Raw genomic sequence first — 15,503 nt, forward strand, 5'->3', positions numbered from 1 at the left:
AGGCGGCGTGGTGAACTCTCGGGGCCCGTGTGTGAAAGCGGCGCGGCGACCGGCCGACTGGGGCATGCTTGCGCCGGTGAGAGGTGCCACGGCCGACGCGCTGACCGAGTTGGAGCGGGAGATCGACGCTCCGGGCGGCGGGCTGGACCGGCTGCGGCTGGTGCGGATCCCGTTCGTGCCGGAGGTGCGGCTGCACCTGGCCGAGGACGCCATCGTCTGGTGGGCCCGGATGGAGGCGCAGGCCGGGCACGCGCTGCCGCCGCCGTACTGGGCCTCGGTCTGGGCCGGCGGGCAGGCCCTCGCCCGCTACCTGCTCGACCACCCCGACCTCGCCGCCGGGCGCCGGGTGCTCGACCTCGCCGCCGGGTCCGGCCTGGTGGCGATCGCCGCCGCGCTCGCCGGCGCCGACCGCGTCGTCGCCAACGACATCGACCCGTACGCGGTCGCGGCGGTGACCGTCAACGCCCGCGCCAACGGGGTGGCGGTCGCGGCCACCGGCGGCGACCTGCTCGACACCGACCCGGCCGGGGTGGACCTGCTGGTGGCCGGGGACGTGCTCTACGACGAGGCGATGGCGGCGCGGGTGCTGCCCTTCCTGCGCAGGGCCGCCGCCACCGGCACCGACGTGCTGGTCGGCGACCCCGGGCGGGGGCACCTGCCCCCGGGCGTGCTGGCGGCCGTGGCGAGCTATCCCGTGCCGACCACCGAGCCCTCCGTCGACTCGTCCGTCCGGCGGGTGCAGGTGCTGCGGCCCCGCTGACGGGGGGCCTCTCAGGGTCGACCCCGAGCCCGATACCAGGGGACGGTGGGGGATCGGACCCGATGCCCGGGGTGGTCGGGCGGCCATAGCGTACGGGGCATGACGGATTGGCTGGCCCAGGTCGGAGAGCTCCCCACCACCCTGCTGATGGGGGTGCTCGGGGTGGTGATGCTCTTCGACGCCGTGCCGCTGCTCGGGGTGCTGGTCCCCGGCGACGTGGCGATCCTGGCCGCCATGGGGGTCGGCGGGCCGATGACCGGCCTCGCCACCTTCACCGTCGTGGTGGCCGGCTGCCTCTCCGGATGGTCGCTGAGCTTCCTCGCCGGCCGCCGCTACGGGGACCGGCTGCGGCACAGCCGGATCGGCGGGTGGATCGGCGAGGAGCGCTGGGCGGCGGCGGAGGGGATCCTTCGGCGCGGGGGCGGCCGGATGGTGCTGATCGCGCCGTTCCTGCCGGTGTTCAACGCGCTGCTGCCGCTGGCGGCGGGCGGGCTGCGGATGTCGTACCGGCGCTTCCTCGCCTCCGCGACGCTCGGGGCGGCGGCGTGGGCGGGGCTCTACCTGGCGCTGGGCAGCGCCTCGCGGTCGCTGGCCGGGCTGCTGCCCGGGGAGTCCAGCCCGATGCTGGTCACCATGGCGGTCGGGCTGCTGCTGGCGGGGGTGGTGCTGATGGGCACGCGGCGTCGGCTGCGGGCGGTCACGGGGGCGTGACCGTCGCCCACGGGGGGAGCGGGGCCGGGCGCGGATCGCGCCCGGCCCCGCTGGGGCTCACCAGCCCCGGGCGCGCCACTGGGGCAGCGCCGGGCGCTCCGCGCCGAGCGTGCTGTCCTTGCCGTGGCCCGGGTAGAACCACGTCTCGTCGGGCAGCCGGTCGAAGAGCTTGTGCTCGACGTCGTCGATCAGCGCGGCGAACCGCTGCGGGTCCTTGTCGGTGTTGCCGACCCCGCCGGGGAAGAGGCTGTCGCCGGTGAAGAGGTGCGGCGGCCCGGCCGGGTCGCGGTAGAGCAACGCGATCGAGCCGGGCGTGTGCCCCCTGATGTGGATGACCTCCAGCGCGCAGTCGCCCACCGGCACGGTGTCCCCGTCGGCCAGCGTCTCCGCCTCGATCGGCAGCCCCGCCGCGTCGTCGGCGTGCACCAGAGCCCGGGCACCCGTCTTGGCGACCACCTCCTCCAGCGCCACCCAGTGGTCCATGTGCTGGTGGGTGGTGACCACGCCGGCCAGCCCGGCGTCGCCGACCAGGTCGAGCAGTCGGGGCGCCTCGTTGGCCGCGTCGATCAGCACCTGCTCGCCGGTGGCCCGGCAACGCAGCAGGTAGGCGTTGTTGTCCATCGGGCCCACCGACATCTTGGTGATGGTGAGCGCGTCGAGCTCACGTACGGCCGGCGCGCCGCCGGGCGTGACGTCTCCGCTGTAGGTCATGAGGTTGCCTATATCCATTCCGGTGGTTGCGGCAGCGGGCCGTCCGGGGTGACGGCCAGCACGGTGCCGGGGCTGCGGCCGATCAGCCAGGCGGCGAGTTCGGGGGCGGAGCCGGTGACCGTGGGCGCGGCCGACCGGTCGCCGACGACCAGTTCGTGCCGGCTGCCGTCGAAGCGCAGCACCATCGGCGGCACGTCGGCCCGGGCGGCGAGGTCGCCGGCCACCTCGTGCAGCAGCCGGTGGCCGAACGCCTCGGGCCAGTCCGCCGGCCGGTGCCCGGCGTCGAGGTCCACGTGGTGCACCTCGATCTCGCGCAGCCGGCCCCAGACCAGCATGGCCGCCGGCCAGGGACCGCGCCGCGTCTGGACCGTGGCCGCCCACGCCTCGACCGGCATCGCCCGGACCGCCTCGGCGAACCGGTCGGCCGAGCGGCGCAGGTCGTCGAGGTGGGCGGCGGGCGGGCGGGGAGCGCCGGCCTCGATGTCGGCGTCCCGGGCCGCCGCGGAGGCGTACATCGGGACGGGCTCGCCGGTGCGGGCGGCGGTGAGCAGGTTGACGAATCCGTCGGCGTTGCGGGCCAGGTGCGCCAGCACGTGCCCCCGGGTCCAGCCCGGCAGCAGCGACGCGGCGGCGATGTCCGCGCTGTCGAAGGTGGCCGCGGTCCGCAGCAGGCGGTCCGTGGCCGCGTCCACCTCGCCGGTCAGCAGGAGCGGATCAGTGGTCACGTGATGACCCTAGTCGCCGGGCCGCCCCGCGTCGCCGGGGAAATCGCTTTCGGCGCGTCGCCGCGCGCCCTACCGTCGGCGTCGGACGCGGCACCGGGAGGCCGGGAGGAGGTGGTGGCGTTGCCGGTCGCAGCACGCGTGCACCACTCACTCCGACACCGATGAGGATGCCATGACCATCGATCTCACCGCCCTCGGCTGGGACGCCGACCGGGCGGCACTTCTGCGACGGCGCAGCGACCACCGTCCGGGCCGCGTGGCCCGGGTGGACCGGGGCGTCTGCACCGTGCTCTGCGCGGACGGTCCGGTCCGCGCCACCCTGGGCGGGGCGGTCCTGGCCGACGCCGCCCGCGACCTGACCCGCCTGCCCTGCGTGGGGGACTGGGTGCTGCTGGGCACCTGGCCGGACCGGAACGTGACCGTGGAGGCGGTGCTGCCGCGGCGCACCGCCCTGGTCCGGCGGACCGCCGGCAAGGACGCCAGCGGCCAGGTGCTGGCCGCCAACCTGGACGCCGCCGCCGTGGTGGAGCCGGTGCACCCGGAGCCGGACATCGGCCGGATCGAGCGGCTGCTGTCCCTGGCGCACGAGTCGGGCGCCCGGCCGCTGGTCGTGCTCACCAAGGCCGATCTGGCGGCCGACCCGGAGGCGGTGGCGCGCCAGCTCGCCGCGGTCGCCCCGGGGGTGCCGGTGCTGGCCGTCAGCGCCGAGCACGGCACCGGGCTGGAGCCGCTGCGCGCCGAGGTGGCGCCGGGCCGTACGCTCGGCCTGCTCGGCCCGTCCGGCGCCGGCAAGTCGAGCCTGGTCAACGCGCTGGCCGGGGCGGCGGTCATGCCCACCCAGGCGATCCGGCGGGTGGACGGCAAGGGCCGGCACACCACCACCTGGCGGGCGCTGGTTCCGGTGCCGGGTGGCGGCGCCGTGCTGGACACCCCGGGGGTACGGGCGGTCGGCCTGCTGGACGGCTCGGCGGGGCTGGACCGGGCGTTCGCCGACATCGCCGAGCTGGCCGCCGGCTGCCGGTACGGCGACTGCGGGCACGACGGGGAACCCGGCTGCGCGGTGCGCGAGGCGCTGGAGAGCGGCGAACTGCCGGTGCGGCGCTGGGAGAGCTGGCGCAGGCTGCAGCGGGAGGTCGCGTACGAGAGCCGGCGGCGGGAGGCGCGGCTGGCCGCCGAGCGGCGCGGCGGCTGGCGTTCGGCGCGGCGTCGGGCCGCCCGCCCCTGACGTCCGGCGCGCCCGCCTGCCCGCCTGCGAGGTTCGGCGCGACGTCGGGCCGCCCGCCGTGGGCGGGGGCTTACGGGGACGGGCGGGGCGGCGAGCTGCCCCGCCCGCTGCCGCGTCCGCCTACGGTGCGGCGGTGGACCGGCCGCGGCCGGTCCGCGGCGGGGGCGGTCGGCCGCTCCGCGGCGTTGCGGCGGCCCCGGCCGACCGGCCGCTCCGCGGCGGCGGAGGCCGGCCGTTCCGGGGCGTGCCGCGTCCCCGGCCGACCGGGCTGAGCTGGGGGAACGTGCCGGCGGGGAAAAGTGTCGTACCACGGGGCTAGAGTTGCTGGGGCGCCTTTCCTGCGCGCAGACAACCGCTCAGACCAACCTCAGAGCGGACATTTCCTCCTCATCTTCTTCACCCGGGAGTACACGGACAGTGGCCGACCGACTGATCATCCGTGGCGCGCGCGAGCACAACCTGCGTGACGTCAGTCTCGACCTGCCCCGGGACGCCCTGATCGTCTTCACCGGGCTCTCCGGGTCGGGCAAGTCGAGCCTGGCCTTCGACACGATCTTCGCCGAGGGGCAGCGCCGCTACGTGGAGTCGCTGTCGTCGTACGCGCGGCAGTTCCTCGGCCAGATGGACAAGCCGGACGTCGACTTCATCGAGGGCCTGAGCCCGGCCGTCTCCATCGACCAGAAGTCCACCTCGCGCAACCCGCGCTCGACGGTGGGCACCATCACGGAGGTCTACGACTACCTCCGGCTGCTCTTCGCCCGCATCGGCGAGCCGCACTGCCCGGTCTGCGGCGAGCGGATCTCCCGGCAGACCCCGCAGCAGATCGTCGACCGGGTCCTCGCCATGGCCGAGGGCACCCGGTTCATGGTGCTCGCGCCGGTGGTGCGCGGCCGCAAGGGCGAGTACGTCGACCTCTTCGCCGAGCTCCAGGCCAAGGGCTACGCCCGGGCCCGGGTCGACGGCGTGGTGCATCCGCTGACCGAGCCGCCGAAGCTGAAGAAGCAGGAGAAGCACACCATCGAGGTGGTGATCGACCGGCTCACCGTCAAGCCCAGCGCCAAGCAGCGGCTGACCGACTCGGTCGAGGCCGCCCTGGGCCTGTCCAACGGCCTCGTCCTGCTCGACTTCGTCGACCTGCCCGAGGGCGACCCGGAGCGCGAGCGGCGCTACTCCGAGCACCTGGCCTGCCCCAACGACCACCCGCTCGCCATCGAGGACCTGGAGCCCCGGGTCTTCTCCTTCAACGCGCCCTACGGCGCGTGCCCCGAGTGCACCGGCCTCGGCACCAAGAAGGAGGTCGACCCCGAGCTGGTCGTCCCCGACCCGGAGCGCACCCTGCGCGAGGGCGCGATCCAGCCCTGGTCGACCGGGCACAACCTGGAATACTTCCTCCGCCTGCTGGAGGCCCTCGGCCAGGCGGAGCACTTCGACGTCGACACCCCGTGGCGGGCCCTGCCGTCGCGGGCGCAGAAGACGATCCTGCACGGCTCCGACGACCAGGTGCACGTGCGCTACCGCAACAAGTTCGGCCGCGAGCGCTCCTACTACACCGGCTTCGAGGGCGTGGTGCAGTGGATCGAGCGCCGGCACACCGACACCGAGTCGGAGTGGTCGCGGGAGAAGTACGAGGGCTACATGCGGGACGTGCCCTGCGCGGCCTGCGGGGGCGCCCGGCTCAAGCCCGAGGTGCTCGCGGTGACCCTGGCGGGCAAGAGCATCGCCGAGGTCTGCAACCTCTCCGTCGGCGAGGCCGCCGACCTGCTCGCCGGCATCGAGCTGACCGATCGGCAGAAGATGATCGCCGAGCGGGTGCTGAAGGAGATCAACGCCCGGCTGAAGTTCCTGCTCGACGTCGGCCTGGACTACCTCTCCCTGGACCGCCCGGCCGGCACCCTCTCCGGCGGCGAGGCGCAGCGCATCCGGCTGGCGACCCAGATCGGCTCCGGCCTCGTCGGGGTGCTCTACGTGCTCGACGAGCCGTCGATCGGGCTGCACCAGCGGGACAACCACCGGCTGATCGAGACCCTGGTCCGGCTGCGCGGCCTGGGCAACACGCTGATCGTGGTCGAGCACGACGAGGACACCATCCGCACCGCCGACTGGATCGTCGACATCGGCCCCGGTGCCGGCGAGCACGGCGGCAAGATCGTGCACAGCGGCTCGGTGCCGGCGCTGCTGGAGAACCCGGAGTCGGTGACCGGGGCGTACCTGTCCGGCCGCCGGTCCATCCCCACGCCGCGGCAGCGCCGCCCGCAGACCCCGGGCCGGGAGCTGGTCGTGCACGGCGCGCGCGAGCACAACCTGCGCAACCTGACCGTCTCGTTCCCGCTCGGCCAGCTCATCGCGGTCACCGGGGTCAGCGGCTCCGGCAAGTCCACGCTGGTCAACGACATCCTCTACGCGGTGCTGGCGAACCAGATCAACGGCGCGCGGCTGGTCCCCGGGCGGCACACCCGGGTCTCCGGGCTGGAGCACGTCGACAAGGTGGTCGGCGTCGACCAGTCGCCGATCGGGCGTACGCCGCGGTCCAACCCGGCCACCTACACCGGGGTCTGGGACCACGTCCGCAAGCTCTTCGCCGAGACCACCGAGGCCAAGGTCCGCGGGTACGGCCCGGGCCGGTTCTCGTTCAATGTCAAGGGCGGCCGCTGCGAGGCGTGCTCCGGCGACGGCACGATCAAGATCGAGATGAACTTCCTGCCCGACGTGTACGTCCCGTGCGAGGTCTGCAAGGGCGCCCGCTACAACCGGGAGACCCTGGAGGTGCACTACAAGGGCAAGACCGTCTCCGACGTGCTGGAGATGCCGATCGAGGAGGCGGCCGAGTTCTTCTCCGCCATCCCGGCCATCCACCGGCACCTCAAGACGCTGGTCGACGTCGGCCTCGGCTACGTCCGGCTCGGCCAGCCCGCGCCGACGCTGTCCGGCGGCGAGGCGCAGCGGGTCAAGCTCGCCGCGGAGTTGCAGAAGCGCTCCACCGGCCGGACGGTCTACGTCCTGGACGAGCCGACCACCGGCCTGCACTTCGAGGACATCCGCAAGCTGCTGATGGTGCTGGAGGGGCTGGTCGACAAGGGCAACACGGTGATCACCATCGAGCACAACCTCGACGTGATCAAGTCCGCCGACTGGCTGATCGACATGGGCCCCGAGGGCGGCCACCGAGGTGGCACGGTGCTCGCCACCGGCACCCCGGAGGAGGTCGCCGAGGTGCCCGAGAGCCACACCGGGCAGTTCCTGCGGCAGGTGCTCAAGCTCGACGGCGAGGCCAAGGGCGCCGCGGGGGCCACCTCCCGGGCGGCCAAGGCCAACGGCGCCAAGGCCAACGGCGCGAAGTCCCGCGCGCGGAAGGTCCCGGCCGGCGCCCGCTGACGCCCGTGGCGTGACCCGGACGGGCTCCCGGCCCGTTCGGGGCTCCTGGCGCGCCCGTGGCGTGACCCGGACGGGCTCCCGGCCCGTCCGTGGCCCCCGGCGGTCGCCGATCGGGTGAACCGTCGGGCACAGTGATCCGTGTACCCGAGTGCGGCCGCGGATCATGACTGGGCGGCGGCAGCCGAGAGAGAGGCGAGGCATGAGTGACGAGCAGGAGCTGACCGGGCCGGCGACGCAGACGCGGCGTGCCCTTCTCACGGGCGTCGGCGCGGTCGGCGCGGCGGTGGTCCTCGCCGCCTGCGGCAGCGACGACCCCGACGGCGGCGCGGCCCCGACCAGCGGCGGCCCGCCGGTGCCCAGCACGGGCGACGCCGGTGGTGGCGACCGCGAGGGCGCGCAGTCGCTGGCCCGCACCGCCGACATCCCGGTCGGCGGCGGCGCCGTCTTTCCCGCCCAGGGCGTGGTCATCACACAGCCGACCGCGGGCCAGTTCAAGGCGTTCGACTCGATCTGCACCCACCAGAACTGCCCGGTCACGAACGTCGACGGCGGCACGATCAACTGCACCTGCCACTTCAGCAAGTTCTCCATCGAGGACGGCTCGGTGAAGGGCGGCCCCGCCACCAGGCCCCTCCCGGCGAAGAACATCAAGGTCACGGGCGACCAGATCTCGCTGGCCTGATCGGCGCGCCGCGGCCGGCGACCCGACGACGACGCGGCCGAGTCCCCAGGCCAGCGCGGGCCGGGTCGCCGGTCGGCGTCATCGCGTCCCGGCGCCCGCGTCGGCCGCCGCCCGGCGGCCGACGGCCGGCTGCTCCCGGAGGGCGCCCGGCGGCAGGTGCCGCTCCAGCGCCAGGACGCCGGCCGCGCCAGCGGCGTTGAGCAGCGCCAGGGCCAGCCAGGGCGCGGCGCTGTCGACCTCGTACAGGATGGCGAAGAAGGCCGGCGCGACAAGCGAGGCGAGCGCGAAGGAGTACTGGAAGGCCGCCAGGTAGCGGCCGCGGGCGGCGACCGGCGCCGCGGCCGCGGCCAGCGCGGCGGACGCCGGCGCGTGCACCACCTCCGCCACGGTGAACAGCAGCGTGGCCGTGGCCAGCAGCGCGGCCACGGTGCCGAGCCGGCCGGGGCCGACCGTCGCCATGGCCAGGCCCCAGGCCGTCCACAGCGCCGCCGCCAGCGTGATCGCGCGGGTCCGGCGGTGGCGCGGCAGACGCGTACCGACGGGCGCGGAGAGCAGGGCGACGAGGAACGCGTTACCGGCGAGGATGGCCGAGGTCAGCCACGCCGGCCCCCGCGCGTCCGTGAGCATCACCGTGGGCAGCGCCAGGCCGAGCATCATGCTGGTCAGCGCGAAGACGGTGTTCAGGCCGATGAGCGCCAGGAAGGCGCGGTCGCGGGCCAGCGCGGCGTACCCGCCCCGCCGCGGACCCGCCGACCGGTCGGTGGCGGCCGGGGTGCGCACGCACGCGGCGATGAGCACACCGGCGAGGGCGAAGCAGGCCGCCGCCGCGTACGCCACCGCCCGGTAGGTGCCCGCCCGCCCGTCGGCCACCACCACCCCGGTGACCAGGCCGCCCACCGCCAGCCCGGCGGTCCGCGCGCCGTTGCTGACCGCGTACCAGGTGTCGCGGGTCCAGGCGCCGGCGCTGCCGTCGGCGTAGTCGGCGACGGCCGTGAAGACCGCGGACCAGAAGAACCGCACGCCGACCGCGACCAGCGCCGCCGCGACGAAGATCCCGACCGGCCCCCGCACCCAGGCGTACGCCAGGTAGCCGGCGGCCTGGAGCAGTTGGGCGGCGACGACCACCGGCAGGGCGCCCACCCGGTCCGCCAGCGCCCCGGCCCACAGCGGCACCGGGAGGGTGAGCAGGGTGGCGGCGCTGAGCAGCACCCCGAGCAGCGCCAGGGGCACGTCGGTCAGCCGCAGGAAGTAGACCAGCGACAGCGGCATGAACAGCCCGTTGCCGACCGAGTCGACGGTGAGCGCCGCCACGAGGACGGCGCCCCCTCGGCTGTGCCCGGTCCGATCCGTGCCCATGTCCTGCGCCCCCTCGCGTCGGTCCGGGTGGCGGATGCTATCCGGGGACGCCGCCGGCGGCACCCGGATAACCGGTCGGCCGCCGGGGCGGGCGGGGCGGCGACCGCGCTCGTGCGCGGGAGCTGTCGGGGGCGCGGACTAGGCTTGCTGCCGTGGCTGACCCCTCGACCTACCGTCCCGCGCCCGGCACCATCCCGGAGTCTCCGGGGGTCTACCGCTTCCGCGACGGCACCGGCCGGGTGATCTACGTCGGCAAGGCGAAGAACCTGCGCAGCCGGCTCAACTCCTACTTCGCCGACCTCTGGGGCCTGCACCAGCGCACCCAGCAGATGGTCACCACCGCCGAGTCGGTGGACTGGGTCACGGTCGGCACCGAGGTCGAGGCGCTCCAGCTCGAATACACCTGGATCAAGCAGTACGACCCGCGCTTCAACGTCCGCTACCGCGACGACAAGTCCTACCCCTACCTGGCGGTGACCCTCGACGAGGAGTTCCCGCGCCTGCAGGTGATGCGGGGGGCCAAGCGCAAGGGGGTGCGCTACTTCGGGCCCTACTCGCACGCATGGGCGATCCGCGAGACGCTCGACCTGCTGCTGCGGGTGTTCCCGGCGCGCACCTGCTCGGCCGGGGTGTTCAAGCGCGCCGGCCAGGTCGGCCGCCCGTGCCTGCTGGGCTACATCGGCAAGTGTTCGGCGCCCTGCGTGGGCAGCGTCACCCCGGAGCGGCACCGCGAGATCGTCGACGGCTTCTGCGAGTTCATGGCCGGCCGCACCGACACCATGGTCCGCAAGCTGGAACGGGAGATGACCGAGGCCAGCGAGCAGTTGGAGTTCGAGCGGGCGGCCCGGCTGCGCGACGACGTCGCCGCGCTGCGCCGGGCGATGGAGAAGCAGACGGTGGTGCTCGGCGACGGCACCGACGCCGACGTGGTCGCGTTCGCCGACGACCCCCTGGAGGCGGCCGTGCAGGTGTTCCACGTCCGCGACGGCCGGGTCCGGGGCCAGCGCGGCTGGGTGGTGGAGAAGACCGAGGACCTGACCACGGGCGACCTGGTGCACCACTTCTGCACCCAGGTCTACGGCGGCGAGCAGGGCGAGGCCGACGTGCCGCGCGAGCTGCTCGTGCCGGAGCTGCCCGCCGACGCCGCCGCACTGGCCGACTGGCTCTCCAGCCACCGGGGCAGCCGGGTGGCCCTGCGGGTGCCGCAGCGCGGCGACAAGCGGTCCCTGCTGGAGACGGTCGAGCGCAACGCCAAGGATGCCCTCGCCCGGCACAAGCTGCGCCGCGCCGGCGACCTGACCACCCGCAGCAAGGCCCTCGACGAGATCAGCGAGGCCCTCGACATGCGCACCTCGCCGCTGCGCATCGAGTGTTTCGACATCTCGCAGATGCAGGGCACCGACGTGGTGGCCAGCATGGTCGTCTTCGAGGACGGGTTGCCCCGCAAGAGCGAATACCGACGCTTCATCATCCGCGGCGCCACCGACGACCTCTCGGCCATGTCCGAGGTGCTGCGCCGCCGCTTCGCCCGCTACCTCGACGCCCGCGCCGAGACCGGGGAGGCGGGCGTCGAGCCGGCCGACGACCCCGACGCCCCGGCCGGCCAGGCGGGGCCCGACGAGCCCCGGGTCGGCGCCCTGATCGACCCGACCACCGGCCGGCCGCGCAAGTTCGCGTACCCGCCGCAACTGGTGGTGGTCGACGGCGGTGCGCCGCAGGTCGCGGCAGCGGCCCAGGCCCTCGCGGAGCTGGGCGTCGACGACGTGGCGCTGTGCGGCCTGGCGAAGCGGCTGGAGGAGGTCTGGCTGCCCGACGACGAGTTCCCGGTCATCCTGCCCCGCACCTCGGAGGGGCTCTACCTGCTGCAACGGGTGCGCGACGAGGCCCACCGCTTCGCCATCACCTTCCACCGGCAGCGGCGCTCCAAGCGGATGACCGAGTCGGCGCTGGACCGGGTGCCCGGCCTGGGGGAGGTGCGCCGCAAGGCGCTGCTGCGCCACTTCGGCTCGCTCAAGCGGCTCTCCGCCGCCACCGTGGAGGAGATCACCGAGGTGCCCGGCGTGGGCCGGCGCACCGCCGAGGCGATCCTCGCGCGGTTGGCCGACGGCACCGCCGGGTCGGGGGAGCGCGCCGGAGCCGCCGGACCGGGTGAGCGCGCCGGAGGCGCCGGGCCGGGAGAGCGCGGCGAAGCCGGCGGGAGCGTCGAGGCGGGGAAGCCGGACGCCGCCGGCTGACGCGCGGCCGGGGTCGGCGGCGGCGCTCGCCACCCCGGGCACCTCCGAGCGGACGTGTGCCGAGGGCGCGTGGCGCGCGTGCTGTGGTCGTCCGCGCCGACCCGCGGCCGGCCATCGCCGCCGAGGCCGGCCGTCCTACCGGACGGCGTCGAGGTCGACGGGCGCGCCCGGGAGAGCGTCCGGGGCCGGCGGGCCGGTCATCAGCGCGTCGAACACGAGATGCAGGTACCGTGCGGGCTGCGCGGCGACGTGCCCCGGCAGGCGGTCGGGATGGCAGGCGAAGACGTTGAGCAACAGGACGACGTCGCCGGTGCCGACGTCGGGGCGGACCGTCCCGTCCCGCTGCCCGCGGCGGACGAGGTCGTCGAGGAGTTCGAGCCACTCGTGGCGGGCCCGGGCGAACGCCGGCGAGGCGTGGAAGGTCTGCGTGGGCAGATCGGCCAACGCGGCGGCGAGGGCGCCCCGACCGGGGTCGGCGCACCAGTCGACCAGCCCGCGCAGGGCCGCCCGGGCGTCCCCGCTGCTCTCGCCGAGCTGCCGGGTGACGGCCACGAGGTCCGTCACGTACGCCTCGGCGACGGCGGCGATGAGCGCCTCGCGGGTGGGGAACCGCCGGTAGAGCGTGCCGATGCCGACGCCGGCCCGGCGGGCGATGAGGTCCATCGGGGCGGCGAGTCCCTGCTCGGCCACCACCGTGCGGGCGGCCGCGAGGATCTTCCCGAGGTTGCGTGAGGCGTCCGCCCGCAGCGGCGGGTTCTCCGCGTCGCCGATCCTCATGCCGCCCCCTATCCGGAACGCCGTCTTCCGGTTATCGTAACCCCCGTAACCGGAGAGTGGTATTCCGCTTAGGAGGAGTCATGATCGTGGTGACCGGGGCGTCCGGACAGATCGGCCGGGCGTTGGTCGAGCAACTCGATCGGTGGGGAGCGCCCCGCCGGGCGTTCGTGCGGCAGCACCGGCACGGCACGGAACTGGGCGGCGACTACGTCGTCGGCGACCTCGACGATCCCGACTCGATCAGGCGCGTTCTCGTCCCGGGGGCACGACTGCTGTTGAACGGCTCCCTCGGGCCGGAGTTCGTGACGCAGCAGCGGAGGCTCGTCGACCTCGCCGCCGAGGTGGGCGTCGCCCACGTCGTGAAGGTGTCGGTGCGCGGCGCCACCCCCGGTGGGCTGCTCGGGCTCGGCATGCACGGCGAGGTCGAGACCCACCTCAGGAACTCCGGGCTCGCCTGGTCGATCCTCCAGCCGGTGGGCTTCATGCAGAACCTCCTCACGGAGGTCACGTTCGACGGCGACGGGCAGGGGCGGTTCCACGGCTCCTACGGCCCGGGCCGGGTGGGCTACATCGACGCCAGGGACGTCGCGGCGGTGGCCGCCGCCCTGTTGACCCGGCCGGTGGGCGAGAACGAGACGCTGGTGCTGACCGGGTCCGAGGCGCCGACGCACGAGGAGATCGGCGAGGTGCTGACGCGGACCCTGGGCCGGCCGGTGCGGTACGTCGACCTGGCGGTGCCCGCCATGGCCGAGCGCCTCCGGTCGGCCGGGGTGCCGGCCGCCGCGGCCGACGACCTCGCCACCCTGATGCGCCTCGTCGGTGACGGCCGTTGGGCGAGCACGACGAGCGCCGTCCGCGACCTGACCGGTCGCCCGCCGCGTACCCTCGCCGACTTCGTGGCCGGGCACGCCGACCTGTTCCGCTGACGCCGTCGGACCACCGAACGTCCCGCCACCGCGCGGCGGCGCCCGGTGACGGGCCGAGGTCGACGTGCCCGGCGGCGCGGGTGTGGGCCGACGGCCCGCCCGGCGGCGCGGGTGTAAGTCGACGGCCCGCCCGGTGGCGCGGGCGTGGGTCGACCGGCGGTCAGCCCGGGTCGACCTCGTCGGCCAGGACGGCCAGGATCTGCCCGCCGTACTTGGCGAGCTTGTTCTCGCCGACGCCGCTGACCCGGGACAGCTCCGCCAGGGACGCGGGCGCGTCGGTGGCGATCTGCCGCAGCGTGGCGTCGTGGAAGATCACGTATGCCGGGACGCCCTGCTCCTTGGCGGTGGCTGCCCGCCAGGCGCGCAACCGCTCGAAGACCGCGGTCGCCGCCGGGGACAGCTCGGCGACGACGGTGGCCGCGCCGCGCGGCTTGGCGGCCCGGGGGGAGGCGACCTTCTCCGGCTCGCGGCGCATGATCACCGTGCGGCGGCGGCCCAGCACCTCCGCGCTGGCCTCGGTGAGGGTCAGCGTGCCGTAGTCGCCCTCGACGGCCAGCAGCCCCTCGGCCAGCAGTTGGCGCACCACGCCGCGCCACTGGGCCTCGCGCAGATCCCCGCCGATGCCGAACACGGTCAGCGAGTCATGGCCGTACTGGCTGACCTTGTCGGTCGCGCGGCCGAGCAGGATGTCGATGCAGTGGCCCGCGCCGAAGCGCTGGTTGCGTTCCCGGTCGAGCCGGAGAACCGTGGAGAGCAGCATCTGCGCCGCAACGGTGCCGTCCCACGACTCCGGCGGCTCCAGGCACGTGTCGCAGTTGCCGCAGGCGGCCGTGGCCTGCTCGCCGAAGTAGTCGAGCAGTTGGGTGCGGCGGCAGCGGACCGTCTCGCAGAGGGCCAGCATCGCGTCGAGGTGGGCGGCGAGGTTGCGCCGGTGGGCGAGGTCGCCCTCCGAGGTCTCGATCATCTTGCGCTGCTGCACCACGTCCTGCAGCCCGTACGCCAGCCAGGCGGTCGACGGCAGCCCGTCGCGGCCGGCGCGACCGGTCTCCTGGTAGTAGCCCTCGACGGACTTGGGCAGGTCGAGGTGGGCGACGAAGCGGACGTCCGGCTTGTCGATGCCCATGCCGAAGGCGATGGTCGCCACCATCACCAGGCCCTCCTCGCGCAGGAAGCGCTGCTGGTTGCGCGCGCGGGTCGCCGCGTCCAGGCCAGCGTGGTAGGACAGCGCGGCGATGCCGTTGGCGGTGAGGAACTCGGCCGTCTTCTCCACCGAGGCGCGGGACAGGCAGTAGACGATCCCGGCGTCGCCGGGGTGCTCGTCGCGCAGCAGGCTCAGCAGCTGCTTGCGCGGCTCGCGCTTGGGCACGATGCGGTACTGGATGTTGGGCCGGTCGAAGCTGGCCACGAAGTGCCGGGCGTCGGTGAGCTTGAGCCGGGTGGCGATCTCGGCGCGGGTGGCGCTGGTCGCGGTGGCGGTGAGCGCGATCCGGGGCACGTCCGGCCAGCGTTCGTGCAGCATCGACAGGGCGAGGTAGTCGGGGCGGAAGTCGTGCCCCCACTGCGACACGCAGTGCGCCTCGTCGATGGCGAACAGGGCGATCCTGCCGCGGTCGAGCAACTGCTGCACGCCGCGGGTGCCCAGCGCCTCCGGGGCGAGGTAGAGCAGGTCCAGCTCGCCGCCGACGAACGCCCGCTCCACCGCGCGGCGGGCGTCCAGGTCCTGCGTCGAGTTCAGGAAGCCGGCCCGCACGCCGACCGCGGTCAGCGCGTCGACCTGGTCCTGCATGAGCGCGATCAGCGGCGAGACCACCACCGCCACGCCGTCGCGGACCAGCGCCGGGATCTGGTAGCACAGCGACTTGCCGCCACCGGTCGGCATCAGGACCAGCGCGTCGCCGCCGGCCACGACGTGGTCGATCACCTCCCGCTGGAAGCCGCGGAAGGCGTCGTAGCCGAACACCCGGCGCAGCACCTCCAGGGCGTCGGAGGCGCGCAGGTCGGTGGGGGAAGCCATCCGGGGATTC

At 74.7% G+C, this 15,503-nt stretch carries 12 protein-coding genes; 7 read left to right on the top strand and 5 right to left on the bottom strand.

Features of this window, described 5'->3' with window-relative positions; translation table 11 throughout:
• Nucleotides 1–64: 64 nt before the first annotated feature.
• Nucleotides 65–760: a class I SAM-dependent methyltransferase gene (locus tag ACGF7U_RS06845; protein ID WP_393103726.1), complete on the top strand. Its 696-nt coding sequence runs from the start codon at nucleotides 65–67 to the stop codon at nucleotides 758–760.
• A 99-nt stretch (nucleotides 761–859) separates the two neighbouring features.
• Complete coding sequence (locus ACGF7U_RS06850; RefSeq protein WP_393103728.1) at nucleotides 860–1,471, top strand: DedA family protein; 612 nt, start codon at nucleotides 860–862, stop codon at nucleotides 1,469–1,471.
• Nucleotides 1,472–1,528: 57 nt separating this feature from the next.
• Here ACGF7U_RS06850 and ACGF7U_RS06855 read toward each other — a convergent pair whose 3' ends face one another.
• Nucleotides 1,529–2,182 carry an MBL fold metallo-hydrolase gene (locus ACGF7U_RS06855; protein WP_393103730.1) on the bottom strand — a complete coding sequence of 218 codons (654 nt, stop codon included), beginning with the start codon at nucleotides 2,180–2,182 and terminating at the stop codon, nucleotides 1,529–1,531.
• Nucleotides 2,183–2,190: 8 nt separating this feature from the next.
• Nucleotides 2,191–2,907, bottom strand: coding sequence for a maleylpyruvate isomerase family mycothiol-dependent enzyme (locus tag ACGF7U_RS06860; RefSeq protein WP_393103732.1), 717 nt, complete (start codon nucleotides 2,905–2,907; stop codon nucleotides 2,191–2,193).
• 172 nt (nucleotides 2,908–3,079) lie between these two features.
• On the opposite strand from ACGF7U_RS06860, the gene rsgA reads away from it, so the two are divergent.
• From rsgA to ACGF7U_RS06875, 3 genes are all read left to right on the top strand, one after another.
• Nucleotides 3,080–4,132, top strand: coding sequence for a ribosome small subunit-dependent GTPase A (rsgA, locus tag ACGF7U_RS06865; protein WP_393103734.1), 1,053 nt, complete (start codon nucleotides 3,080–3,082; stop codon nucleotides 4,130–4,132).
• A 417-nt stretch (nucleotides 4,133–4,549) separates the two neighbouring features.
• Nucleotides 4,550–7,504: an excinuclease ABC subunit UvrA gene (gene uvrA, locus ACGF7U_RS06870; protein WP_393103736.1), complete on the top strand. Its 2,955-nt coding sequence runs from the start codon at nucleotides 4,550–4,552 to the stop codon at nucleotides 7,502–7,504.
• 199 nt (nucleotides 7,505–7,703) lie between these two features.
• On the top strand, nucleotides 7,704–8,186 hold the full coding sequence (locus ACGF7U_RS06875; protein ID WP_393103738.1) for a Rieske (2Fe-2S) protein: 483 nt from the start codon (nucleotides 7,704–7,706) through the stop codon (nucleotides 8,184–8,186).
• A 78-nt stretch (nucleotides 8,187–8,264) separates the two neighbouring features.
• Here ACGF7U_RS06875 and ACGF7U_RS06880 read toward each other — a convergent pair whose 3' ends face one another.
• Nucleotides 8,265–9,542 (bottom strand): MFS transporter, encoded by a 1,278-nt coding sequence (locus tag ACGF7U_RS06880; protein WP_393103740.1) that lies wholly within the window; start codon nucleotides 9,540–9,542, stop codon nucleotides 8,265–8,267.
• 152 nt (nucleotides 9,543–9,694) lie between these two features.
• Between ACGF7U_RS06880 and uvrC the strand changes: the two genes are divergently transcribed.
• Nucleotides 9,695–11,776, top strand: a complete 2,082-nt coding sequence (gene uvrC / locus ACGF7U_RS06885; RefSeq protein WP_393103742.1) for an excinuclease ABC subunit UvrC — start codon at nucleotides 9,695–9,697, stop codon at nucleotides 11,774–11,776.
• Between the two features lie 135 nt (nucleotides 11,777–11,911).
• On the opposite strand, the gene ACGF7U_RS06890 is transcribed toward uvrC, so the two are convergent.
• A complete protein-coding gene (locus ACGF7U_RS06890; protein WP_393103744.1) occupies nucleotides 11,912–12,553 on the bottom strand; it encodes a TetR/AcrR family transcriptional regulator in 642 nt (213 codons plus the stop codon).
• Between the two features lie 80 nt (nucleotides 12,554–12,633).
• On the opposite strand from ACGF7U_RS06890, the gene ACGF7U_RS06895 reads away from it, so the two are divergent.
• Nucleotides 12,634–13,479, top strand: coding sequence for an NAD(P)H-binding protein (locus tag ACGF7U_RS06895; protein ID WP_393103746.1), 846 nt, complete (start codon nucleotides 12,634–12,636; stop codon nucleotides 13,477–13,479).
• A gap of 160 nt (nucleotides 13,480–13,639) precedes the next feature.
• On the opposite strand, the gene recQ is transcribed toward ACGF7U_RS06895, so the two are convergent.
• On the bottom strand, nucleotides 13,640–15,493 hold the full coding sequence (recQ, locus tag ACGF7U_RS06900; protein ID WP_393103748.1) for a DNA helicase RecQ: 1,854 nt from the start codon (nucleotides 15,491–15,493) through the stop codon (nucleotides 13,640–13,642).
• Nucleotides 15,494–15,503 lie beyond the last annotated feature (10 nt).

It is taken from the genome of Micromonospora sp. NPDC047670 (genome assembly GCF_043204915.1).
In the GTDB taxonomy this organism is placed as follows: Bacteria; Actinomycetota; Actinomycetes; order Mycobacteriales; family Micromonosporaceae; genus Micromonospora.

Bases quoted from the DNA above. Each gene is read 5' to 3' on its own strand.
- ACGF7U_RS06845 (WP_393103726.1), top strand. From the start codon at position 65: ATGCTTGCGCCGGTGAGAGGTGCCACGGCCGACGCGCTGACCGAGTTG.
- ACGF7U_RS06850 (WP_393103728.1), top strand. From the start codon at position 860: ATGACGGATTGGCTGGCCCAGGTCGGAGAGCTCCCCACCACCCTGCTG.
- ACGF7U_RS06855 (WP_393103730.1), bottom strand. From the start codon at position 2,182: ATGACCTACAGCGGAGACGTCACGCCCGGCGGCGCGCCGGCCGTACGT.
- rsgA (WP_393103734.1), top strand. From the start codon at position 3,080: ATGACCATCGATCTCACCGCCCTCGGCTGGGACGCCGACCGGGCGGCA.
- ACGF7U_RS06875 (WP_393103738.1), top strand. From the start codon at position 7,704: ATGAGTGACGAGCAGGAGCTGACCGGGCCGGCGACGCAGACGCGGCGT.
- ACGF7U_RS06880 (WP_393103740.1), bottom strand. From the start codon at position 9,542: ATGGGCACGGATCGGACCGGGCACAGCCGAGGGGGCGCCGTCCTCGTG.
- ACGF7U_RS06890 (WP_393103744.1), bottom strand. From the start codon at position 12,553: ATGAGGATCGGCGACGCGGAGAACCCGCCGCTGCGGGCGGACGCCTCA.
- ACGF7U_RS06895 (WP_393103746.1), top strand. From the start codon at position 12,634: ATGATCGTGGTGACCGGGGCGTCCGGACAGATCGGCCGGGCGTTGGTC.
- recQ (WP_393103748.1), bottom strand. From the start codon at position 15,493: ATGGCTTCCCCCACCGACCTGCGCGCCTCCGACGCCCTGGAGGTGCTG.